We start from the raw sequence: 20828 nt of genomic DNA, 5'->3' as shown, positions 1-20828 counted from the left end.
GATGGGCGCTGTCTATTTCTACCACCTGACCCGTCAGCCATTGGAGTACACCTTGCCGGTTCTGCTGGACAAGGCGCGGCAGGCCGGGTGGAAGATTGCCGTGCGGGGCACCGATCCCGCGCGGATGGACTGGCTGGACGAAAAACTGTGGCTGGGGCCTGATGAGGGGTTCCTGCCACATGGCCGCGCGGGTGGGCCACATGACGCAGCGCAGCCGATATTGCTGACCACCGGGCCAGAAGCGGCCAACGCGCCCGCCTGTGTGATGGCCGTGGATGGTGCGCAGGTCGAGCCGGATGAAGTCACCGCGATGGAGCGGGTGTGCATTCTGTTCGACGGCAATGACGATCAGGCAGTGCAGCACGCGCGGGGGCAGTGGAAGGCCCTGACCGGGGCGGGTTGTTCGGCGCAATACTGGTCCGAGGAATCGGGCCGCTGGGAAAAAAAGGCCGAGGCCTAGGCCCGCGCCGGGATTTTCAGGAGAGTAACAGATGGAAATGAAGCCCCTGGGCCGCACCGGCATCATGGTGACCGACCTGTGCCTTGGTACGATGACTTTTGGCACCCAGACGTCCGAGGTTGATGCACATACCCAAATGGATATGGCGCTGGAGGCCGGGATCAATTTTGTCGATGCCGCCGAGATGTATCCGGTGAACCCGATCTCAAAGGAAACCGTGGGCCGGACCGAAGAGATTCTGGGCAATTGGAACGCTGCCAACCCGGCCCGTCGGGGCGATTACGTTCTGGCGACCAAGCATTCCGGTGCCGGTTTTGCCCATGCCCGCGATGGCGCGCCGATCACGGCGCAGACGATCCCGGTGGCCATCGAGGGCTCGCTGCGGCGGTTGCAGACGGACTGTATCGATCTTTACCAGTTTCATTGGCCGAACCGGGGCAGTTACATGTTCCGACAGAACTGGAACTATGCCCCGTCCGGGCACAACACCAACGAGGTTCTGGACAATATGCAGGACTGCCTTGAGGCCCTGCAGGCGCAGGTCGACAAGGGCAATATCCGCGCCTTTGGCCTGTCGAATGAAAGCGCATGGGGTACGGCGCAGTGGGTGCGGATCGCCGAGCAGATGGGCGCGCCGCGGGTGGCTTCGGTTCAGAATGAATATTCGCTGCTGTGTCGGCATTTCGATACGGACATGGCGGAACTCAGCGTGCATGAGGATGTGGGGCTGATGGCCTTTTCACCGCTGGGGGCGGGGTATTTGACCGGCAAGTATCAGAGGGGTGCTGTACCTGATGGGTCGCGTAAGTCGCTGAACCCGGAAATGGGCGAGCGTCAGACGGATCGGGTTCTGGAGGCCGTTGGGGCCTATCTGGAGATTGCTGAACGCCACGGGATTGATCCGATTCACATGGCACTGGCCTGGTGCCGGACACGCCCCTTCATGATGTCGGCAATCTTTGGGGCGACCTCGGTGGCGCAGCTTGCGCATATTCTGGACGGCAAGGACATGCGGTTGTCGGATGAGGTTCTGGCCGAGATTGGCCAGGCGCATCGCGCGCATCCGATGCCCTATTAGGGGGCTCTGCCCCCGCCGCGCTTTGCGCGCCTCCCCCGGGATATTTGGGGACAGATGAAGGGGATCCGGTCAGTGATGGGTGTGGGGCGCGCGCTCTTGCCTGAGGTCGCGGGCCGATTGGCCATGTGCGGTGCGGAAGGCGCGGGCAAAGCTGGATTGTGAGGCAAAGCCGGTGGCCAGCGCCACGTCCAGCAGGGACATATCCGTGTCGGTGACCAGACGGCGGGCCTCGGCCAGGCGCAATTGCAGGTAGTGGTCCTGCGGCGTGGTGTTCAGACGCAGGCGGAATTGTTGCTGCAGGGTGCGGGGGCTGGTGCCCAGCGTTTCGGCGATGTCCGCCAAGGGGAGGGGCTCGTCCAGAGACGATTCCATCAGCGTATTGGCCTTGGCGGTCAGGGCGGTATGGCGGTGGGGGGCACCGGTGCGGCTTTGGGGTTTGGCCGGGTCCGGCGCGCCCTCGTAGAGGAAGAGGCCCGCGACCCGTGCGGCAAAGCCTGCGCCGTGGCGCGCGGCGATGATGTGCAACATCATCTCAACCGCCGGGATCGCGCCGCCTGATGTGAGGCGGTTTTCCGAGACGGTGAACCGGTCAGGGCGCACGTCGACCTCAGGGAAGCGGGTTGCGAAATTGTCCAGGTCTTCCCAGTGGGTTGTGGCAGAATGGCCGTCCAGCAAACCCGCTTCGGCCAACAGCCAGGGGCCGCCGTCAATGCCAGCCATGGTGGCGCCTGTTCCTGCAATGCGGCGCAGACCGGCCAGCAGGCTGGGCGTGGCGTGGCGTGCCAGTTGGAACCCGGCGACGACGATCATCAGATCGCAGCTTTGCAGACGCGCCAGAGGGATACCCGGAACCGTCAGCGCACTGGTCAGCATCGCGGGCTCGGCCGTTGCGGTTACATAGTCCCAGTCAAAGGCCGGGCGATCCGCCAGCCGGTTGGCGGCGCGCATCGGATCAACCGCCGAGGCAAAGCTGAGCGTGTTGCATTCATCCAGCACCAGCACCGCCGTTTTCAGGGCGCGATGTTCGGGTTGGAGTATGTTTTTTGCGGATTTCATCAAGTTCGATTCGCATTCTGGCAAGTGTTTCCACAAGGCTGCGTCAGACTTGCAGGCAACGCAAATCGATTGCCGGGGAGAAGTCTGGGGAAAACTCAGGGCAAAACCGGGTATAAGCTGGGGAGAACGCCATGCCTTTGGAAATGAACCGCGAGGTCTTTATCACCTGTGCCGTCACCGGCTCGGGCGGGACGCAGGATCGCAGCCCGCATGTGCCGCGTTCACCGCAGCAGATTGCCGACAGCGCGATTGCCGCGGCCAAGGCGGGGGCGGCGGTGGTGCATTGCCATGTGCGCGACCCTGAAACCGGCGCGCCCTCGCGCGATCTGGGTCTGTATCGCGAGGTGACAGAGCGGATTCGCGAGGCCGAGGTCGATGTGGTTCTGAACCTGACCGCCGGGATGGGCGGGGATATGGTCTTTGGCCCGACCGAGCATCCTCTGCCTTTGAAAGAGGATGGCACTGACATGATCGGCGCGGCCGAGCGGGTGCAGCATGTGGCGGAATGCCTGCCGGAAATCTGCACGCTGGATTGCGGCACCATGAACTTTGCCGAAGCCGATTATGTCATGACCAACACGCCGGGCATGTTGCAGGCGATGGGCCGGATGATGACGCATCTGGGCGTGAAACCCGAGATCGAAGCCTTTGACACCGGCCATCTGTGGTACGCCAAGCAGTTGGTGAAAGACGGAATTCTGGAGCCCAACGCGCTGGTGCAGCTGTGCATGGGCGTGCCGTGGGGCGCGCCGGACGATCTGAACACCTTTATGGCGATGGTGAATAACGTGCCCGACGATTGGACGTTCAGCGCCTTTGGTCTGGGGCGCAATCAGATGGCCTATGTTGCAGCCTCGGTGTTGGCGGGTGGCAATGTGCGCGTCGGGTTGGAGGACAACCTGTGGCTTGAAAAAGGTGTGCTGGCTGAGAACTGGCAACTGGTCGAGCGGGCAGGGTCCATCATCGAGAACATGGGGGCCAAGGTCATTGGGCCTGCTGAGGTGCGCGAGAAGCTTGGTTTGACCAAGCGTGCGCCGGTGTCGAGGTAAGCGTGGATTGGGGGCCAGCCCCCAAACCCCCGGGATATTTTTAGCCAGATGAAGAGGCGGATCGACGTGAAAACAGCGGCAATCATTGGTGGCGGGGTCATTGGCGGCGGGTGGGCCGCGCGGTTCTTGCTGAACGGTTGGGACGTGCGGGTCTTTGACCCCGACCCCGAGGCCGAGCGCAAGATTGGTGAGGTTCTGGACAATGCGCGGCGTTCACTGCCGGGGCTGAGCGATGTTCCCTTGCCGGCTGAGGGCGCGTTGAGCTTTCATGATGACATGGCCGAGGCCGTGCAGGGTGCGGATTGGATTCAGGAAAGTGTGCCGGAACGGCTGGACCTGAAGCTAAAGGTTTACAAAGGTCTGCAAGAGGCGTGTGATCCGGGTGCGATCATTGGGTCCTCGACCAGCGGGTTCAAACCGTCGGAATTGCAAGAGGGCGCGTTGCGGCCCGAGCAGATCGTGGTGACGCATCCGTTCAACCCGGTGTACCTGCTGCCGCTGATTGAACTTGTTCCGACCGACAAGAACCCGCCCGAGATGGTGGCACGCGCGCAGGAACTGCTGAAATCTGTGGGCTTCTTCCCGCTGCATATTAAGAAAGAGATCGACGCCCATATCGCTGACCGCTTTCTTGAGGCCGTCTGGCGCGAAGCGCTTTGGCTGGTCAAGGACGGCATCGCCACCACCGAAGAGGTCGATGAGGCGATCCGAATGGGCTTTGGCATTCGCTGGGCGCAGATGGGCCTGTTCGAGACGTATCGCGTGGCCGGGGGTGAGGCCGGGATGCGGCATTTCATGGCGCAGTTCGGACCGGCGCTGAAATGGCCCTGGACCAAGTTGATGGATGTGCCAGACTTTACCGATGAACTGGTCGACATGATTGCTGATCAGTCGGATGCGCAATCGGGGATGCATACCATCCGTGAGTTGGAGCGTATCCGCGACAACAATCTTGTGGGGATGATGCGGGCGCTGAAGGCGCAGAATTATGGCGCGGGGGCGGTGCTGAACCAGCATGACGCGATGCTGAAGCCGGGGGCGTTGCCGACGATCGATCAGGCCGATTTGACCCAGCCGATCCTGACCTTGTCGCGCGCCGTGCCGCTGGATTGGACCGACTATAACGGTCACATGAACGAGGCCCGGTATCTGGAGGCTTTTGCCGCCGCCACCGACCGTTTCATGGAGGTCATAGGCTGTGACGCTGACTATATCGCCTCGGGCGGCAGCTATTTCACTGCTGAAAACCACATCCGCTATGTGGATGAGGTGCATGCAGGCGCAAAAATTCAGGTGCGCACGCAGATGCTGTTGGGGCAGGGCAAGAAGCTGCATGTCTTCCACAGCATGTTTGAGGGCGACAAGCTGTTGGCCACGGGTGAAAGCTTCCTGCTGCATGTCAGTCTGGACACCCGCCGCCCCAGCGCCCCCTCGGCCGAGATCGAGGCCGCGATGGCCCGGATAGCCGAGGCGCAGGCCGGTTTGCCATATCCCGAAGGCGCGGGTGCCGCGATCCGTAAACCTGCATGAGCCGGCGGGTTCTGATCACGGCCGGTGCCTCGGGCATCGGCCGGGCCATGGCCGAGGCGTTCGATGCTGCAGGGGCGCAGGTCTGGGTTGCTGATCTGGACTCGGCTGCCTTGCTGGATTGCCCCGCGCATTGGAAGCAGTCGCAACTGAACGTGTCTGACGAAGCCGCTGTGGCCACGCTGTTTGCTGAGATTGACCAGGAATGGGGTGGCCTTGAAACGCTTTGTGCCAATGCGGGGGTCGCGGGTCCCACCGCTTTGGTCGAGGATATAGCGCTGGAGGATTGGCGCGCCTGTCTGGCAGTCAACCTTGAGGGCGCGTTTCTCTGTGCGAAATACGCGGCCCCGATCCTGAAACGGCAGGGCAGCGGGGCGGTGGTGATCACCTCTTCTACGGCGGGACAGTACGGCTATCCCAACCGCGCACCTTATGCAGCGGCGAAATGGGGGGTGATTGGGTTGGGCAAGACGCTGGCAATGGAGCTGGGGCCCTTTGGCGTTCGCTGCAACACCATCTGCCCCGGCGCGGTCGAAGGCCCCCGGATGGACGGCGTTCTTGCCCGCGAAGCCGCCGCCAAAGGCATGAGCCGCGATCAGGTCTACGACGGCTACGCCTCGGGCACGTCGATGGGCCGGTTTGTCGAGGCGCAGGACATCGCCAATATGGCTGTTTTCCTCGCCTCGGATGCGGCGCGGCTGGTGTCGGGTCAGGTGATTGCCGTGGACGGCCATACGGTGAACCCCGACCCGAAAATTTAGGCCGTATCAGCCCTGATTTGGCCCCCGGATCTGGCGGATGGTCTGACGGACCGCCTGCCAGTCTTTGGCTTCCTGAACATTTCCCGCGGCTTCACATTCGCGCATGCGCTGCGCTGCTTCGGCCTCGGCCCGGTCACCATGAGCGGTATAGAGCGCCCGTGCGTATTGAGCGGTTTGTAATGCGTCCATTCCTGTCGTCCTCCGTCTGTTGTCGGAATACCCGAAGGTTCGCGCCAAAGCACGATACCACATCAGGGCGGATCGCGCAGTCCTAGTGTTCGGAGATCATAGCCCGCAGCTGTTTCAGGTGATCGGGAAAGTCGCGCGCGGTCAGATCGGCCTCGCGCACGAGGCGGTCGAAATGGCGGGTAAAGGCCTCAATCCGGTCGCGGTCGCGGAAGGCCATGTAATGGCTTCCGGCGTAGAACACACATAGAAGTGGGCCGAAAATAGTGACTGGAGCGGAGTAGAGCCGTTTCGCATCAAACAGATAGATGCGCAGGCGGGGATATAGCTGCTCGCAAATTTCCAGCAGGTGATCGATCTGTTCCAGCCGTATTCTGGGGCAAAGTCCTTCATAATAACTGGTGGCCCGCGCGAAACTGTCGATTTCAAACAGCGGCATGGCGATTTCATAGTCAGATTGCGCTCGGCGCATCCAGGTCAACCGGTCCTCTGAGGCGCCGATGGCCTGATCCGCCGTGCGGCCCAGATGCGGGGCATATTCCCATTCCAACACCGCGCGGGTTTTCAGCATGTCCGGCAAAGTCGCTGGAACATAACGGATTTTGTAGCCCGCTGCCTCTTGGTGCCATTCGAAAATCCGTTCATCCACCAGCGCGCGGGGGGCCTCGGTCACGGTCAGAGAGCCGGCCAGCAATTCCGCCGCGCTTTCGGGCCGGTCCGACAGGCTCAGCAGCCAGTCCGCCGACACGCCAAGGGCCGAGGCACAGCTGCCCACCACATGCGCATTGGGCAGACGCGCGCCCGCATCGGTCAAAAGTTGCGATACTGTTGATCGATCCACGCCGATATGTCGGGCCAGCGCGCTTTGGCTGACGTGGCGCTCCTCCATCGCGCGGGCAAGGCGCAGGCGGAACTGGGCGGCGCGGTCTCTTTTGTCTATTTTATCCTGCATATGTTTGAAAATATCACATTTGATGAATTTTGTTAATCATATTCAGAATTTTCAACGACCTCGATCAGTCGTAATTTTGAAGACATAACAACAAATTGGGTGACGGAATGGAAACACGACGCAGATCGGTCGTGAAGGCGGTGCTGTGGAATGCGATGGGGCTGGCCGTAATGACTCTGGTTGGTCTTGTCGCAACCGGATCGGCGGCCATCGGGGGAACGCTGGCGATTGTGAACACGGCCATCGGCCTGACGATGTATGTGATTTACGAGCGTATCTGGGCAGGGATCACGTGGGGCCGCAATGTCTAGGGCGACGCCGGAATGGGGCACCTTGGCCCTGATCGGGTTCTGCTATGGGACGTGGCTGGCCGTGATGTTCCTGTTGCCGCTGTGGCTAGCGATTCCGGCCATGGGGCTGGTCGCGGCCTTGCATTCGTCACTGACCCATGAGGCGCTGCACGGCCACCCGTTCCGCACGCGTTGGCTGAATGAGGCGTTGATGGCGTTGCCCTTGACGCTGTTCATCCCGTATCAGCGCTTTCGCGACCTGCACCTGGCGCATCACCGGGATGAGACGCTGACCGATCCCTATGATGACCCCGAGACGAACTATCTGGACCCGCAGGTCTGGGCGGCGCTGTCGGGCTGGCAGAAACGCTTGCTGAGGGCGAATAATACGCTGCTGGGCCGCATGGTTATGGGGCCGGCGATCGGGCAGGTCACGTTCCTGCGCGCTGAGCTACGTGCCGGGCGTGCTGTTCTAAGGGCCTGGGCGTTACATCTGGTCGGAGTCGCTGTGGTCGTAGGGGTTGTGGCACAGTCCCCGATGCCTGTCTGGGCCTATCTGGTTTCCGCCTATGCCGGGCTGGGGTTGATCAAGATCCGCACCTTTCTGGAACATCGTGCCCACGATTGCTCCGGCGCCCGCACGGTGATCATCGAAGATCAGGGGCCGCTGGCATTCTTGTTTCTGAACAATAACCTGCACGTGGTTCATCACATGAATCCTTCGGCCCCATGGTATCGGCTACCGCGCCTCTACCGTGCCGAAAAGGCGCGGTATCAGGAGCGGAACAAGGCATATGTCTATCGATCATACACGCAGATTTTCCGGTCGTATTTCCTGCGGGCCAAAGACCCGGTGGCGCATCCGCTCTGGCCAAAGGGTTGATTTGACGACACAAGGGACGCCATGAGTTTATGGATTCCCGTCACCATCGCAGCCGCGTCGTTCCAGACCGTGCGGTTCATGCTGCAAAAGTCTCTCAGTACCGTCAAGCTGACAGCCGCGGGGGCGACTTTTGCCCGGTTTGCCTATTCCCTGCCGCTGGCGCTGTTGGGGTTGTTTGTGGCGTTGCAGGTCACGGGGTACAGCCTGCCGCCGCTGACGGGGTGGTTCTGGGTGTTTGCGGTCATCGGCGGCACCTCGCAAATCCTTGCGACGATCTGTGTGGTCGCCCTGTTCAAACAGCGCAATTTTGCCGTTGGGATCACCTTTAAGAAGACCGAAGTCATCCAGACTGCAATCCTCGGATTTCTGGTTCTGGGTGATCAGGTTTCCATCGGAGCGCTGGGGGCGATTTTGATTGGGCTGCTGGCGGTGCTGCTGCTGTCGAAATCGCCCGAGGGGGACGGGGCGTGGTGGCAGCACCTGACCAACCGCGCGTCACGGCTGGGGCTGGGGTCGGGGGTGCTGTTTGCCTTTTCCTCGGTCAGCTATCGCGGCGCCTCGTTGGAGCTGGGCGATATGGACGCGTGGTTTCGCGCCTTGGTGACGCTGGCCGTTGTCGTCAGCTTTCAGTTTCTCAGCATGGGTCTGTGGCTGCTGTGGCGTGACCGGGCCGAGCTGTTGGCCGTCTGGCAGGCGCGCCGCACGGCTGTTTTTGTCGGCCTGACCAGCCTGTGCGGATCGTTCTGCTGGTTCTTTGCCTTCACGCTGCAGAACGCGGCCTATGTCAAAGCGTTGGGGCAGGCTGAGCTGCTGCTCAGCCTGTTTGCGTCGCTTTTGTTTTTCCGGGAAACCATCACCCGGCGTGAAATCGCCGGGATGACATTGCTTGGTGTCTCGATACTGGCGCTGGTGCTGGCAATTTAGGTCGTGGTTGATTTCACGAGCGCAGAGCACCGGTTCAACGCAATCAAATACGACTAGCCAGCGCGGCGCTCATCAAAGCTGAGGGCGATAAAGCTGGGCAGGTGATCGCCCATGCCCACTACCGCAGGGCCATTGTCTTCGCGACGGCCACGACCGCGCGGTTCTTTGTCCCTCTTGCGGTCAGGCTTTCTCTCGGTCTTTTTCTCATCCGAGGGTTTGGCCTTTCTCTCGCGCTTGGGGGCCTCGTCCTTAGGCGCGTCCTTGATCGGATTGTCGAGCCGGGGAATTTCCTTCTGGATCAGCTTTTCAATCGCATCCAGCGCCTTTTCATCACGGCCCGAGCAGATGGTGATCGCCTTGCCCTCGCGCCCGGCGCGGCCTGTGCGGCCGATGCGGTGTACGTAATCCTCGGCATGGCCAGGCACGTCAAAGTTGAACACATGGCTGACCGACGGAATATCCAAGCCGCGCGCGGCCACATCTGATGCCACCAGCAGGCGCAGTGATCCGTCGCGGAACCCGTCCAGCGTTTTCATCCGCTGCGACTGGTCCAGGTCGCCATGGATGGCGGCAGCGTTATAGCCGTATTTCTTCAGCGATTTCGCGCAGATGTCCACATCCGTCTTGCGGTTGCAGAAGATGATCGCGTTGGAGCATTTGTCGCCCTCGGCATCGATCAGCGCGCGCAGAACATTGCGCTTGGCGCTGGCCTCACGGTCGCGGCGCCCGCCCTTGAACATGACCACGCCCTGTTCGATGGTCTCGGACGCGGTGGCCTGACGGGCAACCTCGATCCGGGCAGGGGCGGACAGGAACGTATCCGTGATGCGCTCAATCTCGGAGGCCATGGTGGCTGAGAAGAACAGCGTCTGGCGGGTGAAAGGCGTCAGTGAGAAGATGCGTTCGATGTCGGGGATGAACCCCATATCCAGCATCCGGTCGGCTTCGTCCACCACCATGATCTGCACGCCGGTCAGCAGCAGTTTACCGCGCTCGAAATGGTCCAGCAGCCGGCCCGGTGTGGCGATCAAAACGTCCACGCCGCGATCGATCAGGGCATCTTGTTCCTTAAAGCTGACACCGCCGATCAACAGCGCTTTGGTCAGTTTCACATTCTTGGCATAGGTGTCGAAATTCTCGGCCACCTGTGCGGCCAGTTCCCGTGTCGGGCACAGCACCAAAGATCGCGGCATCCGCGCACGGGCGCGCCCACGGGCCAGCAGGGTGATCATCGGCAGCGTGAAGCTGGCGGTTTTGCCCGTGCCGGTCTGGGCGATGCCCAGAACATCCTTGCCCTCAAGCGCAGGCGGAATCGCTCCGGCCTGAATCGGGGTGGGGGTTTCGTATCCGGCTTCCTCAATGGCTTTGAGGACCTTCGGGTTCAGGTTCAGTTCGTTAAACTTTGTCATGTATGTCCGGTTCAAGCGGACACTAGACCTGGCCCGCGCGTCAGAGGTTTGCCGGGCCCGGATGGCCATGCGCGCACTTGCGCAAATTCGGCTTGGAGGGGGACATAACAAAATCGTAGGTCGGGGTCAAATGAAGACCTTTTCAGGGTCTTCAGCCTGTGCGGAATGCGGATTTCGCGCAACAATTCAGACACTTCCGGGGAAGTGTTTCGCAAGCTTGGCCTCCAGATCCAGGGGCCGGTGCCGGATAAGACCATGCTGTTCCAACCGCGCGCGTACCTCGGGGTCGGTGCCGCTGATCTCGTTGAAAAAGGCGCGCAGCCCGTCCATGCCGTCCTCAGCCTCAATCCAGCTGAGCAGCTCATTCATGTTCATCCCGCCCTGATCGCGCGGTACATTCGGGGACATGCCGGGCTGATACGAGCCACGCGCAAGCCGGAAACGGTAATGAGTTAGCCAATGATCCCAGCTTGTTGCGTGGCGATGGCACAGGTCCAAACCGGGCAGTTCAACCTTGCAGGGCAGAAGAGACCCATCCTGAAACAGGTTGTGAATGCGGAAATTGATCCTGGGCAGGCCGGTGCGCGTGAAAAGCTTGCCCTGTACATGGCTAAAGAAACCGCCCAGAACAAACCCGCCATAATTCGGGTACAACGTTTGCAAAAGGGCGTCGCGGTCTTTGCCTTTGGGGATATGCGCCTTGTACAGATCGTCTCCGGCCATTGCCTCGGCCGGGCGCATGCGGATCGCGGGTGTGTCGTCTGGAGCTGTGGACAGGATGTCACTGACAGCGCGCTCAGCCCACAAAAACTCATCCACATCGATATGGGCCAGCCAGTCCAATTTGGACCGGCGGTAGGACAGCGAGGCATTCGCCGTCTGTCGCGTTTGATGCCGGTCAGGGCGTTGGCGTTTCCGATTTGCCCAGAACCCGTCGTCGCAATTGCGCACTTCGATCTTGGGGTGCCGGTTCAAGGCGTTGAAAGCCTTGGGGCAGGGTTCATCCAGATAGATGTCCAGCTGATCCGCGCCAAGGTCCAGATGATAGGCCGCAAACCGCAGGATGTCCGGGGCAGATCCCCGGACGGTCGCAACGATGCCCCAGGTCGGCTTACCGACCATATGCAGCCTGTGACGGGCTCACGTCATCATTTCCTTGGTCGCGGTCAGGCTCAGCTCGGGGTAGTCGCGTACGACCCGGTCGATGTCCCATTGCAGCCGCGTCAGATAGACGATGTCGCCGTCGTGATCATGGGCGATATGCTGCTTGTTGGCGTTGACGAATTTGTCCACCGCCAGCTTGTCACCACTGACCCAGCGGGCCGAGGTGAACTGAGACGCCTCAAACCGCACCGGCAGGCCGTATTCCATCTCAATCCGGCTGGCGAGCACCTCGAATTGCAGGGCGCCGACGACGCCGACAATAAAGCCCGAACCTATCGAGGGTTTGAACACCTTAGCCGCGCCTTCCTCGGCAAATTGCATCAGAGCCTTTTCCAGATGCTTAGCCTTCATCGGGTCGCCTGCGCGGACAGTTTGCAGCAGTTCCGGCGCGAAAGAGGGGATGCCCTTGACGCGGATCGCCTCACCCTCGGTCAGTGTGTCGCCGATGCGCAGTTGCCCGTGGTTGGGGATGCCGATGATGTCACCGGCCCAGGCCTCCTCGGCCAGTTCACGGTCGGATGCCAAAAACAGAACCGGGTTCGAGATCGCCATCGGTTTCTTGGTCCGCACATGCGTCAGCTTCATGCCCCGCTTGAAATGGCCAGATGCCATGCGGACAAACGCCACCCGGTCACGGTGCTTGGGGTCCATATTGGCCTGCACCTTGAAGACAAAGCCTGCGACCTTCTTTTCATCCGGCGCGATCTGGCGGGGTTCCGCGGACTGAACCTGCGGCTGCGGGCCATAAGCGCCGATACCCTCCATCAGTTCCTTCACACCGAAGGAATTGATGGCTGAGCCGAACCAGATCGGGGTCATGTGCCCTTCCAGCACCGCTTGCGGGTCGAGTGCAGGCAGCAATTCGCGCGCCATTTCGACCTCTTCCAACAGCTTTTCAAGCAGGTGCTCGGGCACATGTTCGGCCAGCTTGGGGTCGTCCAACCCGTCGATCTGAATGCTTTCGGCCACCTTGTTGCGGTCGGCGCGGTCCATCAGCTCCAGCCGGTCGCGCAGCATGTCATAGCAGCCGATAAAGTCGCGTCCCACGCCGATGGGCCACGCGGCGGGCGTTACGTCGATGGCCAGCATTTCCTGAATCTCGTCGATGATCTCGAACGTATCGCGGCTTTCGCGGTCCATCTTGTTACAGAAGGTCAGGATCGGCAGATCGCGCAGGCGGCAGACCTCGAACAGTTTCTGCGTTTGGCTTTCCACGCCCTTCGCGCCGTCGATCACCATCACGGCGGCGTCCACCGCGGTCAGCGTGCGATAGGTGTCTTCCGAGAAATCGCTGTGACCGGGCGTATCGACCAGATTGAATCGGAAATTCCCATAGTCAAACGACATGGCGGATGCGGAAACCGAGATGCCCCGATCTTTTTCCATCTGCATAAAGTCCGAGCGCGTGCGCCGCGCCTCGCCCTTGGCGCGCACCTGACCAGCCATCTGGATCGCGCCCCCGTACAGCAGGAACTTTTCCGTCAGCGTCGTTTTGCCCGCATCGGGGTGCGAGATGATGGCGAATGTCCGGCGACGGGCGATCTCGGGCGGCAGGGAGGGTTGGTTCGAGGTATCAAGCATAACGCGCGTATAGGCGGGGAAACCCGCCGAGGCAAGACAAAGGGGGTGGTTCGAATCATGCGTCTGTGGCTATAAGAACATATAGTGAACAAATGATGGAGAAGATCAATGAATTTAAAAGAAATCGCAGACGAACTGGTTGCTGGTTGTCGCGAGGATCGCGCCAAGGAGAACCTTGAAACGCTCTATGCCGAGGATGCCGTTTCGGTCGAGGCGCAGGATTTCATGGATATGGGCCGCGAAACCCATGGGCGTGATGCGATCCGGGGCAAACACGAATGGTGGGAAGGGGCGCATGAGGTGTCCGGTGCCTCGGTCAGTGATCCGATGCCCCATGGTGAAGACCGGTTTGCCGTGATCTTCGAAGTGCAGGGCAAGGTGAAGGAAACCGGCGAAGAGTTTGATATGAAAGAGGTTGGTGTCTATCACGTCGCCAATGGAAAGATCGTGCGCGAGGAGTTCTTTTACTGACACGCGCTGAAATCTGGTCTTCCCCGTCTGGCCGGTGCTAGACATGGCGATAACAACGGATGGGGAGGATCATATGGATCTGGGTATCAAGGGAAAACGCGCGCTGGTCTGCGCCAGCAGCAAGGGCTTGGGTCTGGGTTGTGCCGAGGCTTTGGCGGGCGCAGGCGTCGATCTGGTGATGAACGCGCGTGGTGCTGAGGTGTTGGAGGCCGAAGCCGCGCGTTTGAGGGCCGAGTATGGCGTGGACGTGCAGACCGTCGCCTGCGATGTGACCTCTGCCGACGGGCAGGCGCAGGTGATCGAGGCCGCGCAGGGTGTTGATATCCTAGTGACAAACGCGGGTGGCCCGCCTCCGGGCATGTGGTCGGATTGGGATCGGGATGATTTCATCAAGGCGTTGGATTCCAACATGCTGACGCCGATTGCGTTCATGAAGGCGCTGCTGCCGGGCATGATGGACAAGGGTTGGGGGCGCGTGGTCAACATCACCTCGCAATCGGTGCGCGCGCCGATTGCCGTGCTTGGGCTGTCGAACGCCGCGCGCACCGGATTGACCGGCTATGTCGCGGGAACCGCGCGGCAGGTAGCCCCGCAGGGGGTGACGATCAACAATCTGCTGCCCGGCATTCACGCCACTGATCGCGCGGATTCGCTGGATAGCGGTGTGGCGTCTCAACAGGGGATTTCGATGGATGACGCCCGGGCCCAACGCGCGGCCACGATCCCGGCGCGGCGCTATGGGTCACGGCAGGAATTCGGCGCGACCTGCGCCTTTTTGTGCTCGCAACATGCCGGGTTCATCGTGGGGCAGAACATCCTGCTGGATGGCGGCGCAACGAACCTGACGATGTAGTTATGGCAAGTGGCTTTTCTCTGAAAGACCAGCTGTTTAACCGGGAAAAGACCCGCTACCTGGCCGGTCTTTTTGCGCAGGCTGATCCGTCCTTTGACCCGGATGCGTTCGAGGCACAGGTGATGTCGCGCCTGCCAGAGCTTGAGTTGAAAGAGCGGATGGCCTGGATCGCGGACTGCCTGCAACAGGCCGTTCCCGGCGACTTGCCGCAAATTGCACCGGTTCTGCTGCGCGCTTTGCCACCACCGCTGGACCCGACCAAAACGGATGATGATTTCGGCGATTTCATCTTTGCGCCTTTAGGAGATTGGGTTGTGTCCGTCGGGTTGGATCATCCCGATCTGGCGCTGGATGTGCTGGAGGAACTGACCCAGCGCTTTTCCATGGAATGGGCCATCCGCCCGTTTCTGAACGCCCACCCCGAACAGGTGCTTGCGCGATTGCAAGTGTGGTGTGCGCATGACAGCTATCACGTGCGCCGTCTGGTCAGTGAAGGCACGCGGCCCCGTTTGCCATGGGGGCAGGCCGTTGGGCTGGCGCTTTCCGATCCATTGCCTCTGCTGGATCAGTTGCATCGCGACCCGACGCGCTATGTCACGCGGTCGGTGGCCAACCACCTGAATGACATCACCAAGAAAGATCCCGATCTGGTGCTGGATCGCCTGCGGGCCTGGTCCCAAGCCAAACGACAGGATCACGATGAGCTGAGCTGGATGACCACCCATACCCTGCGCGGGCTGGTCAAATCGGGCCATCCACAGGCCCTGAAGATGCTGGGCTATGACCCCGATGCTGCGGTTTCAGTTCAGGTAGAGGTCAAGGGCGAGGCCCGGATTGGTGAGGTGTTGGAGTTCGATACCGTCCTCAGCGGGGAAGGGGGTCAGCCTGTTCTTGTGGGCTATATCATTCACTTTCAACGTCCTGGCGGCAGAACCTCAGCCAAAGTGCACAAGCTGAAACAGACCGCGCTGCGTGACGGGCCACTGACACTCAGCAAAAAGCACAAGCTCAAGGGCAACGCGACGACCTTCACATTGGTCCCCGGTGCGCATCGGCTTGAGATTCAGGTCAACGGGCGCGTCTGTGCCGGTGTCGATTTTGATTTGCTGGGTTAGGTTTCCGCAAACAGAGTCCATCGCCTCGGCTGATCTCTTGCACCTGCGGGACAGGGTTGTTATCCCGGCCTAAGCCCGATGAATTCGCTCGGGAAATTGCATTGGGATGTATCGGTGACAGGTGACGCAGCTCCTCCTCGGCTAGAAATCCGCAATCTGGTGGCCCGGTATGAGGGGCGGGTTGTTGTGGACAATGTCTCTCTGACGGTTCAGGCGGGAACGGTGACCTGCTTGTTGGGCCCGTCTGGCTGCGGAAAATCGACCACGCTGCGCATGATTGCCGGGGTCGAAATGCAGGAATCGGGCGAGATTTTCGTGGATGGCAAGCTGATCTGCGACACGGTATTCCGTGTCCCGCCTGAACGCCGCGCCATTGGTCTTATGTTTCAGGACTTTGCCCTGTTCCCGCATCTGAGCGTCGCCGACAACGTGGGTTTTGGCCTGAAAGGCAGCAAAGAGGCCAAGCGCGCCCGGGTCGAGGAGCTGCTGCGCAAGGTCGATCTGATTCACTTCATCGACAAGTTCCCGCATCACCTGTCAGGAGGGGAGCAGCAGCGCGTGGCGCTGGCCCGTGCATTGGCGCCGCGCCCTCGGATCATGTTGATGGATGAGCCGTTCTCGGGTCTGGATAACCGCCTGCGGGATGGCATCCGGGATGAGACGTTGGCCATTCTCAAGGAAGAAGACGCCGCCGTGGTGCTGGTCACGCATGAGCCGGAAGAGGCGATGCGCATGGCCGATGAGATCGCTTTGATGCGGCGCGGCAAGATCGTGCAGCAGGGCGCGCCCTATAATGTTTATACCCGCCCGGCGGACAAGGCGGCGGTGGCTTTTTTCAGTGATGTCAATGTCTTGAAGTCCCAAGTCAACGGGGCACTGGCCGATACGCCTTTTGGTCAGTTTCTGGCCCCGGGTCATGCCGACGGGACGGATGTTGAGATCGTCTTTCGCCCGCAATATGTGCGGCTGGACTTTGATCGCAACGGCAAAGGGCCCGTGCCCACTGTCTCAGACGGGGTTGCAGCGCGCGGCGTGGTACAGCGCGCGCGTTTTCTGGGCAATGAAAGCCTGATCGAGTTTCGGATGGATTATGACGGCTCGATCCTGAAGGCCACGGTGCCGAATGTGTTTGTACCGCAACCGGGACGGGTGATGTGGCTGACGGTGCGCCGGGATCGGTGCTTTATCTTCCCGGTTTAGGCTTTGAAATCACAGTTTAGGTCAAAGTGGTGCGCGAAAGCCTCAGATTGCTGGCGCGCTTTGCTTGCCGCCGCGCAGGGGCGCGTCTATCAAGGTCAAAACGCTGCGGTGGATGGGGCATATGCGTATTCTTTTGACCAATGATGACGGGATCAACGCGCCGGGTCTGATCGCGCTGGAAAAGATCGCGGCGGATCTGGCCGGACCGGATGGTGAGGTCTGGATCGTCGCACCTGCGTTTGAGCAGTCTGGCGTTGGCCATTGCATCAGCTACACCCGCCCGATGATGGTCGCCAAACTGGCCGAGCGTCGCTATGCCGCCGAGGGGTCGCCGGCCGATTGTGTGCTGGCTGGTCTGCATGACGTGATGAAGGACGCGCCCCCCGATCTGGTGCTTTCGGGTGTGAACCGGGGGAACAACTCGGCGGAAAACACGCTCTATTCCGGCACAATCGGCGGCGCGATGGAGGCGGCCTTGCAAGGCGTTCCCGCGATTGCCATGTCGCAATATTACGGTCCACGCAATCTGGGCCTGGATGACCCGTTCGAGGCCGCGACCCGATACGGGGCTGATCTGGTGCGCAAGATTCTGGACGCAAATCCGGCAGAGCAGGGCGATTACCGCCTGTTTTACAACGTGAATTTCCCGCCCGTCCCAGCGGATGAGGTGCTGGGCACCCGTGTTGCACCGCAAGGCTATCGCCGCGACACACATTTCTCGGTTGAGCCGCACAGCTCGCCCTCGGGGCGGCGGTTTCTGTGGGTCAAGGGCGGCTATCAGCATAACCCGACCGCGCCTGGAACGGATGCGGCGGTCAATCTGGCGGGTTATATCTCGGTCACGCCGATGCGGGCCGATCTGACGGCGCATGACACATTGCAGGCGTTGAAGACAATCGAATGAGCGGACTGGACCCCGAAACAACCATGCAATTCCTGTTCGCCTTGCGCTCGCGCGGGGTGACGGATGCGCGCGTTTTGGCAGCGATGGAACAGATCGACCGGGGCCGGTTTGTCAAAGGTCTGTTTGCTGATCGCGCATATGAGGACACGCCGCTGCCGATTGCCTGCGGCCAGACGATCAGCCAGCCCTCGGTCGTGGGGCTGATGACACAGGCGCTTGAGGTCAGCCCTAGGGATACGGTGCTGGAGGTTGGCACTGGCTCGGGCTATCAGGCGGCGATCCTGTCCAAACTGGCGCGCCGGGTCTATACGGTGGAACGGCATAAGCGGCTGGTGCGTGAAACCGGGCAGCTGTTTCGCGATATGGGCCTGACCAATGTGACCGCGATGCTGACCGACGGGTCCTTTGGTTTGCCCGAACAGGCACCGTTTGATCGTATAATTGTGACAGCTGCGGCAGAAGACCCGCCCGGGCCGCTCTTGGCGCAGCTGAAAATCGGCGGTATCATGGTATTGCCGGTGGGACAGTCGGATACGGTTCAGACCCTGATCCGGGTCCGGCGTACCGAAACCGGTCTGGACTATGACGAGTTGTTGCCCGTCCGCTTTGTGCCCTTGCTGGAAGGGCTGGGAAAAGACGGGGCCTAAAGGATATTCATTGCGCCGGAACCCCGGAAAACAGGGGCAGGTGCCGAGGACAGTAAAATGAGAGCAGTTTCCAAATCAGCGATGCTTCGCTGCGCGACAGGGGTTGTGGTTGTCGCCGTTCTGGCCGGATGCGAAGGCCCGTTCGACTATGACCTGCGGGGCAATGTGGGCGGATTTTCGACCGCCAACGCCGCACAATCCGTGACCGCGAGCCGCCCGGCGCCGGATGCGCGCGGGGTGATCACCTATCCCAATTATCAAGTGGCCGTTGCCCGTCGGGGAGACACGGTTGGCGATGTGGCCGCGCGGGTTGGTCTGCCGGTGACGGAACTGGCCAGTTTCAATGGATTGCAGCCCACCGATCCCTTGCGCGATGGCGAAGTGATTGCCTTGCCGCGCACCGTCAGCGCGGCCAACACGGTCGATATCGCCACTATTGCCGGAACCGCGATTGATGAGGCCCCGGCGGATGGAAGCGTCCGCACTTCGACACTGGAGCCTGCCCAGCCGACGGCGGCTCCAGCTCCGACACCGCCTGTCGCATCGGGACCTGAACCGATCCGCCATCAGGTTAAACGGGGCGAGACGGCCTTTACCATCTCGCGCCTTTACGATGTGCCGGTTGATGCGCTGGCCGAATGGAACGGGTTGGATACCGAATTCACCGTGCGCGAAGGACAGTTCCTGCTGATCCCGATCAAGAACCAGCCTGCGCCGCAACCGGCGGCTGTGCCCGCGACCAATGTCACGCAGCCGGGGCAGGGATCACCCACCCCGACACCGCCGAGCGCCACCCAGCCTTTGCCCGATGAAGAGATTGCACCGGCTGTGCCTGCACCTGATGTTACGGCCGAGGCGCCGACCAACCAGAGCAACTCTGCCCTTGGTTTGCCGGTTACCGGGACGATCATCCGGACCTATGAAAAGGGCAAGAACGAAGGCATCGACATTGCCGCCTCGCCGGGCACGCCTGTCAAAGCGGCAGAGGCCGGAACCGTTGCGGCGATTACGGCGGATGCCGACCAGGTGCCGATCATCGTGATCAAGCACAATAATGACTTGCTGACAGTTTATGCCAATGTCGACAAGGTCTCAGTCAAAAAAGGCGACCGGGTGCGGCGCGGACAGCAGATCGCAGCCCTGCGGGGCGGAGATAATTCCTATGTGCATTTCGAGGTGCGTCAGGGGTTCGAGTCCGTTGATCCGGAACCCTATTTCAAGTGAGGGGAATGGCCCGGTCCGGGCCATGCCTCCGGCGGGGATATTTTTGGCCAGATGAAGGGCGGATCAGCCCTGTGGATCAAAATCGCTCAGGCGTTTGCCGGGTTCGTCGGTGAACAGTTCGGGCAGGGGCCGTACGGATTCAATCAGGTCGATGCGGAAGGTGCGAAAACCCTCGCGTAGCTCGCACCAGGCGGTCAGGGTCCAGACGCGGCCCCAATATTCCATATGCAGCGGGCGGATCGTGCGGTCGGTCAGGATGCCGTCGATGCGACGGTAGCTGAGGTGCAGTTTCTGGCGCGATTTGATGGCGGCGCGGATCGGAGCCATATGCGCCAGCCCGCGCGCAGCATCGGCAAAGGGATAGACGGCGAATTTCCAGGCATCGGCCTCGGCCACCACCTGCGTGGGCAGGACGGCATCAATCTTGTCGGCCAGTGTTTCGGCGGCGGCCTTCAGATCGGGGTCGGCTGCCTGCGCAACGATGGCCATGCCGAGGTTCAGCGCCTCAAGCTCGGCTGGTGTCAGGTTCAGAGGGGGCAGGGTGATCTGTTCGCGCACCATATAGCCCACGCCGCGCTCGCCCTCGACCGGGACGCCCGAGGCCACCAGAGTGTCCATGTCGCGATAGATCGTGCGGACCGACACCTCAAGCTGGTCCGCGATGTCCTGCGCGCGGTGCAGTTTGCCGTCGCGCAGGATCTGGATGATGTCAAACAGCCGGTCGGTGCGGCGCATCGGGTGTCCTGTTTGTCATGAGGCGCTGATGCTCCAATGAATCGCATCGTGGCGCATGGTGACCGTGTCGGGCGCGATGGCCCCCATTACGGCGGGTGCGAAATCCTGCTGAGGGAAAGCGGCAGCCGCAGCCTGGGCGCTGTCCATGTCATCCCAGATGACCGTATCGGTCCAAAGCCCGTCTTCGCCCGCGCTGAGACGGCGGAAAACAAATCCCTTTGCGTTGCGGACGAAAGATTCCGTGCCTTTCATGATCTTAACGAACTCTTCCTGTGTTACGCCGGCTGCGAGTTTGAAGGTGACGGATTCAGCGATTTGTGTCACGTGACGCTCCTGTTTGCTTGAGACAGGGGTGTTCT

The 20828-nt window shown here is 61.1% G+C and carries 23 protein-coding genes; 15 read left to right on the top strand and 8 right to left on the bottom strand.

Going from position 1 to position 20828, the window contains the following annotated elements; genetic code table 11:
* The first annotated feature begins 1 nt into the window (after window position 1).
* Both ACRZ94_RS06970 and ACRZ94_RS06965 read left to right on the top strand, forming a co-directional pair.
* On the top strand, window positions 2-460 hold the full coding sequence (locus tag ACRZ94_RS06970) for a DNA polymerase III subunit chi (RefSeq protein WP_480796983.1): 459 nt from the start codon (window positions 2-4) through the stop codon (window positions 458-460).
* A 31-nt stretch (window positions 461-491) separates the two neighbouring features.
* Entirely contained in the window at window positions 492-1538 is a 1047-nt protein-coding gene (locus ACRZ94_RS06965; RefSeq protein ID WP_480796982.1) for an aldo/keto reductase, read from the top strand.
* 69 nt (window positions 1539-1607) lie between these two features.
* Here ACRZ94_RS06965 and ACRZ94_RS06960 read toward each other — a convergent pair whose 3' ends face one another.
* On the bottom strand, window positions 1608-2594 hold the full coding sequence (locus ACRZ94_RS06960; RefSeq protein ID WP_480796981.1) for a GlxA family transcriptional regulator: 987 nt from the start codon (window positions 2592-2594) through the stop codon (window positions 1608-1610).
* Between the two features lie 131 nt (window positions 2595-2725).
* On the opposite strand from ACRZ94_RS06960, the gene bcoG reads away from it, so the two are divergent.
* From bcoG to ACRZ94_RS06945, 3 genes are read left to right on the top strand one after another with little or no spacing between them, the layout of a single operon-like run.
* On the top strand, window positions 2726-3643 hold the full coding sequence (gene bcoG / locus ACRZ94_RS06955; protein ID WP_480651700.1) for a 3-dehydrocarnitine:acetyl-CoA trimethylamine transferase BcoG: 918 nt from the start codon (window positions 2726-2728) through the stop codon (window positions 3641-3643).
* A gap of 48 nt (window positions 3644-3691) precedes the next feature.
* Entirely contained in the window at window positions 3692-5173 is a 1482-nt protein-coding gene (locus tag ACRZ94_RS06950) for a carnitine 3-dehydrogenase (RefSeq protein WP_480651698.1), read from the top strand.
* Window positions 5170-5931 (top strand): SDR family oxidoreductase, encoded by a 762-nt coding sequence (locus ACRZ94_RS06945; protein ID WP_480796980.1) that lies wholly within the window; start codon window positions 5170-5172, stop codon window positions 5929-5931. Before ACRZ94_RS06950 ends, ACRZ94_RS06945 begins: the two co-directional genes overlap by 4 nt.
* Window positions 5932-5937: 6 nt before the next feature.
* Here the strand turns inward: ACRZ94_RS06945 and ACRZ94_RS06940 are convergent, their stop codons facing one another.
* Window positions 5938-6120, bottom strand: coding sequence for a hypothetical protein (locus ACRZ94_RS06940; protein ID WP_480651695.1), 183 nt, complete (start codon window positions 6118-6120; stop codon window positions 5938-5940).
* Window positions 6121-6202: 82 nt separating this feature from the next.
* The gene (locus ACRZ94_RS06935) at window positions 6203-7069 is read right to left on the bottom strand and encodes a helix-turn-helix domain-containing protein (protein WP_480651693.1); all 867 of its coding nucleotides are present in this window, start codon (window positions 7067-7069) and stop codon (window positions 6203-6205) included.
* Between the two features lie 107 nt (window positions 7070-7176).
* Here ACRZ94_RS06935 and ACRZ94_RS06930 point away from each other — a divergent pair, with 107 nt between their 5' ends.
* The 3 genes from ACRZ94_RS06930 to ACRZ94_RS06920 are packed head-to-tail and all read left to right on the top strand — an operon-like array spanning window position 7177 to window position 9166.
* Complete coding sequence (locus ACRZ94_RS06930; protein ID WP_480651691.1) at window positions 7177-7380, top strand: DUF2061 domain-containing protein; 204 nt, start codon at window positions 7177-7179, stop codon at window positions 7378-7380.
* A complete protein-coding gene (locus tag ACRZ94_RS06925) occupies window positions 7373-8242 on the top strand; it encodes a fatty acid desaturase (RefSeq protein WP_480651689.1) in 870 nt (289 codons plus the stop codon). The genes ACRZ94_RS06930 and ACRZ94_RS06925 overlap by 8 nt, the downstream gene beginning before the upstream one ends.
* A gap of 21 nt (window positions 8243-8263) precedes the next feature.
* Window positions 8264-9166 carry an EamA family transporter gene (locus ACRZ94_RS06920; protein WP_480651687.1) on the top strand — a complete coding sequence of 301 codons (903 nt, stop codon included), beginning with the start codon at window positions 8264-8266 and terminating at the stop codon, window positions 9164-9166.
* A 53-nt stretch (window positions 9167-9219) separates the two neighbouring features.
* Here the strand turns inward: ACRZ94_RS06920 and ACRZ94_RS06915 are convergent, their stop codons facing one another.
* The 3 genes from ACRZ94_RS06915 to ACRZ94_RS06905 all read right to left on the bottom strand — a co-directional run bounded on the left by ACRZ94_RS06915 (window position 9220) and on the right by ACRZ94_RS06905 (window position 13320).
* The gene (locus ACRZ94_RS06915; RefSeq protein ID WP_480651685.1) at window positions 9220-10575 is read right to left on the bottom strand and encodes a DEAD/DEAH box helicase; all 1356 of its coding nucleotides are present in this window, start codon (window positions 10573-10575) and stop codon (window positions 9220-9222) included.
* Between the two features lie 186 nt (window positions 10576-10761).
* Entirely contained in the window at window positions 10762-11697 is a 936-nt protein-coding gene (locus ACRZ94_RS06910; protein WP_480796979.1) for a glycosyltransferase family 2 protein, read from the bottom strand.
* A gap of 18 nt (window positions 11698-11715) precedes the next feature.
* The gene (locus ACRZ94_RS06905) at window positions 11716-13320 is read right to left on the bottom strand and encodes a peptide chain release factor 3 (protein ID WP_480651681.1); all 1605 of its coding nucleotides are present in this window, start codon (window positions 13318-13320) and stop codon (window positions 11716-11718) included.
* A gap of 108 nt (window positions 13321-13428) precedes the next feature.
* On the opposite strand from ACRZ94_RS06905, the gene ACRZ94_RS06900 reads away from it, so the two are divergent.
* From ACRZ94_RS06900 to ACRZ94_RS06870, 7 genes are all read left to right on the top strand, one after another.
* On the top strand, window positions 13429-13791 hold the full coding sequence (locus ACRZ94_RS06900) for a SnoaL-like domain-containing protein (protein WP_480796978.1): 363 nt from the start codon (window positions 13429-13431) through the stop codon (window positions 13789-13791).
* A 73-nt stretch (window positions 13792-13864) separates the two neighbouring features.
* Complete coding sequence (locus ACRZ94_RS06895) at window positions 13865-14644, top strand: SDR family oxidoreductase (RefSeq protein ID WP_480652870.1); 780 nt, start codon at window positions 13865-13867, stop codon at window positions 14642-14644.
* 2 nt (window positions 14645-14646) lie between these two features.
* Window positions 14647-15759 carry a DNA alkylation repair protein gene (locus ACRZ94_RS06890; protein ID WP_480651677.1) on the top strand — a complete coding sequence of 371 codons (1113 nt, stop codon included), beginning with the start codon at window positions 14647-14649 and terminating at the stop codon, window positions 15757-15759.
* 78 nt (window positions 15760-15837) lie between these two features.
* A complete protein-coding gene (locus tag ACRZ94_RS06885; protein WP_480651675.1) occupies window positions 15838-16959 on the top strand; it encodes an ABC transporter ATP-binding protein in 1122 nt (373 codons plus the stop codon).
* Between the two features lie 121 nt (window positions 16960-17080).
* Complete coding sequence (gene surE / locus ACRZ94_RS06880) at window positions 17081-17863, top strand: 5'/3'-nucleotidase SurE (RefSeq protein ID WP_480651673.1); 783 nt, start codon at window positions 17081-17083, stop codon at window positions 17861-17863.
* A complete protein-coding gene (locus tag ACRZ94_RS06875) occupies window positions 17860-18510 on the top strand; it encodes a protein-L-isoaspartate(D-aspartate) O-methyltransferase (protein ID WP_480796977.1) in 651 nt (216 codons plus the stop codon). The genes surE and ACRZ94_RS06875 overlap by 4 nt, the downstream gene beginning before the upstream one ends.
* Window positions 18511-18567: 57 nt before the next feature.
* On the top strand, window positions 18568-19734 hold the full coding sequence (locus ACRZ94_RS06870) for a peptidoglycan DD-metalloendopeptidase family protein (protein WP_480796976.1): 1167 nt from the start codon (window positions 18568-18570) through the stop codon (window positions 19732-19734).
* 63 nt (window positions 19735-19797) lie between these two features.
* Here ACRZ94_RS06870 and ACRZ94_RS06865 read toward each other — a convergent pair whose 3' ends face one another.
* Together ACRZ94_RS06865 and ACRZ94_RS06860 are read right to left on the bottom strand one after the other, a co-directional pair.
* Window positions 19798-20469, bottom strand: a complete 672-nt coding sequence (locus tag ACRZ94_RS06865) for a helix-turn-helix transcriptional regulator (RefSeq protein ID WP_480796975.1) — start codon at window positions 20467-20469, stop codon at window positions 19798-19800.
* Window positions 20470-20484: 15 nt separating this feature from the next.
* Window positions 20485-20793 (bottom strand): hypothetical protein, encoded by a 309-nt coding sequence (locus ACRZ94_RS06860; RefSeq protein ID WP_480796974.1) that lies wholly within the window; start codon window positions 20791-20793, stop codon window positions 20485-20487.
* Window positions 20794-20828: the final 35 nt, after the last annotated feature.

It is taken from the genome of Ruegeria sp. CH10, assembly GCF_056537125.1.
This window is presented reverse-complemented; position numbering and strand designations above follow the sequence as displayed.

Excerpts from the sequence above, each read along its gene's own strand:
- ACRZ94_RS06970 (WP_480796983.1), top strand. The coding sequence starts at position 2 with ATGGGCGCTGTCTATTTCTACCACCTGACCCGTCAGCCATTGGAGTAC.
- ACRZ94_RS06965 (WP_480796982.1), top strand. The coding sequence starts at position 492 with ATGGAAATGAAGCCCCTGGGCCGCACCGGCATCATGGTGACCGACCTG.
- ACRZ94_RS06960 (WP_480796981.1), bottom strand. The coding sequence starts at position 2,594 with ATGAAATCCGCAAAAAACATACTCCAACCCGAACATCGCGCCCTGAAA.
- bcoG (WP_480651700.1), top strand. The coding sequence starts at position 2,726 with ATGCCTTTGGAAATGAACCGCGAGGTCTTTATCACCTGTGCCGTCACC.
- ACRZ94_RS06950 (WP_480651698.1), top strand. The coding sequence starts at position 3,692 with ATGAAGAGGCGGATCGACGTGAAAACAGCGGCAATCATTGGTGGCGGG.
- ACRZ94_RS06945 (WP_480796980.1), top strand. The coding sequence starts at position 5,170 with ATGAGCCGGCGGGTTCTGATCACGGCCGGTGCCTCGGGCATCGGCCGG.
- ACRZ94_RS06940 (WP_480651695.1), bottom strand. The coding sequence starts at position 6,120 with ATGGACGCATTACAAACCGCTCAATACGCACGGGCGCTCTATACCGCT.
- ACRZ94_RS06935 (WP_480651693.1), bottom strand. The coding sequence starts at position 7,069 with ATGCAGGATAAAATAGACAAAAGAGACCGCGCCGCCCAGTTCCGCCTG.
- ACRZ94_RS06930 (WP_480651691.1), top strand. The coding sequence starts at position 7,177 with ATGGAAACACGACGCAGATCGGTCGTGAAGGCGGTGCTGTGGAATGCG.
- ACRZ94_RS06925 (WP_480651689.1), top strand. The coding sequence starts at position 7,373 with ATGTCTAGGGCGACGCCGGAATGGGGCACCTTGGCCCTGATCGGGTTC.
- ACRZ94_RS06920 (WP_480651687.1), top strand. The coding sequence starts at position 8,264 with ATGAGTTTATGGATTCCCGTCACCATCGCAGCCGCGTCGTTCCAGACC.
- ACRZ94_RS06915 (WP_480651685.1), bottom strand. The coding sequence starts at position 10,575 with ATGACAAAGTTTAACGAACTGAACCTGAACCCGAAGGTCCTCAAAGCC.
- ACRZ94_RS06910 (WP_480796979.1), bottom strand. The coding sequence starts at position 11,697 with ATGGTCGGTAAGCCGACCTGGGGCATCGTTGCGACCGTCCGGGGATCT.
- ACRZ94_RS06905 (WP_480651681.1), bottom strand. The coding sequence starts at position 13,320 with ATGCTTGATACCTCGAACCAACCCTCCCTGCCGCCCGAGATCGCCCGT.
- ACRZ94_RS06900 (WP_480796978.1), top strand. The coding sequence starts at position 13,429 with ATGAATTTAAAAGAAATCGCAGACGAACTGGTTGCTGGTTGTCGCGAG.
- ACRZ94_RS06895 (WP_480652870.1), top strand. The coding sequence starts at position 13,865 with ATGGATCTGGGTATCAAGGGAAAACGCGCGCTGGTCTGCGCCAGCAGC.
- ACRZ94_RS06890 (WP_480651677.1), top strand. The coding sequence starts at position 14,647 with ATGGCAAGTGGCTTTTCTCTGAAAGACCAGCTGTTTAACCGGGAAAAG.
- ACRZ94_RS06885 (WP_480651675.1), top strand. The coding sequence starts at position 15,838 with ATGAATTCGCTCGGGAAATTGCATTGGGATGTATCGGTGACAGGTGAC.
- surE (WP_480651673.1), top strand. The coding sequence starts at position 17,081 with ATGCGTATTCTTTTGACCAATGATGACGGGATCAACGCGCCGGGTCTG.
- ACRZ94_RS06875 (WP_480796977.1), top strand. The coding sequence starts at position 17,860 with ATGAGCGGACTGGACCCCGAAACAACCATGCAATTCCTGTTCGCCTTG.
- ACRZ94_RS06870 (WP_480796976.1), top strand. The coding sequence starts at position 18,568 with ATGAGAGCAGTTTCCAAATCAGCGATGCTTCGCTGCGCGACAGGGGTT.
- ACRZ94_RS06865 (WP_480796975.1), bottom strand. The coding sequence starts at position 20,469 with ATGCGCCGCACCGACCGGCTGTTTGACATCATCCAGATCCTGCGCGAC.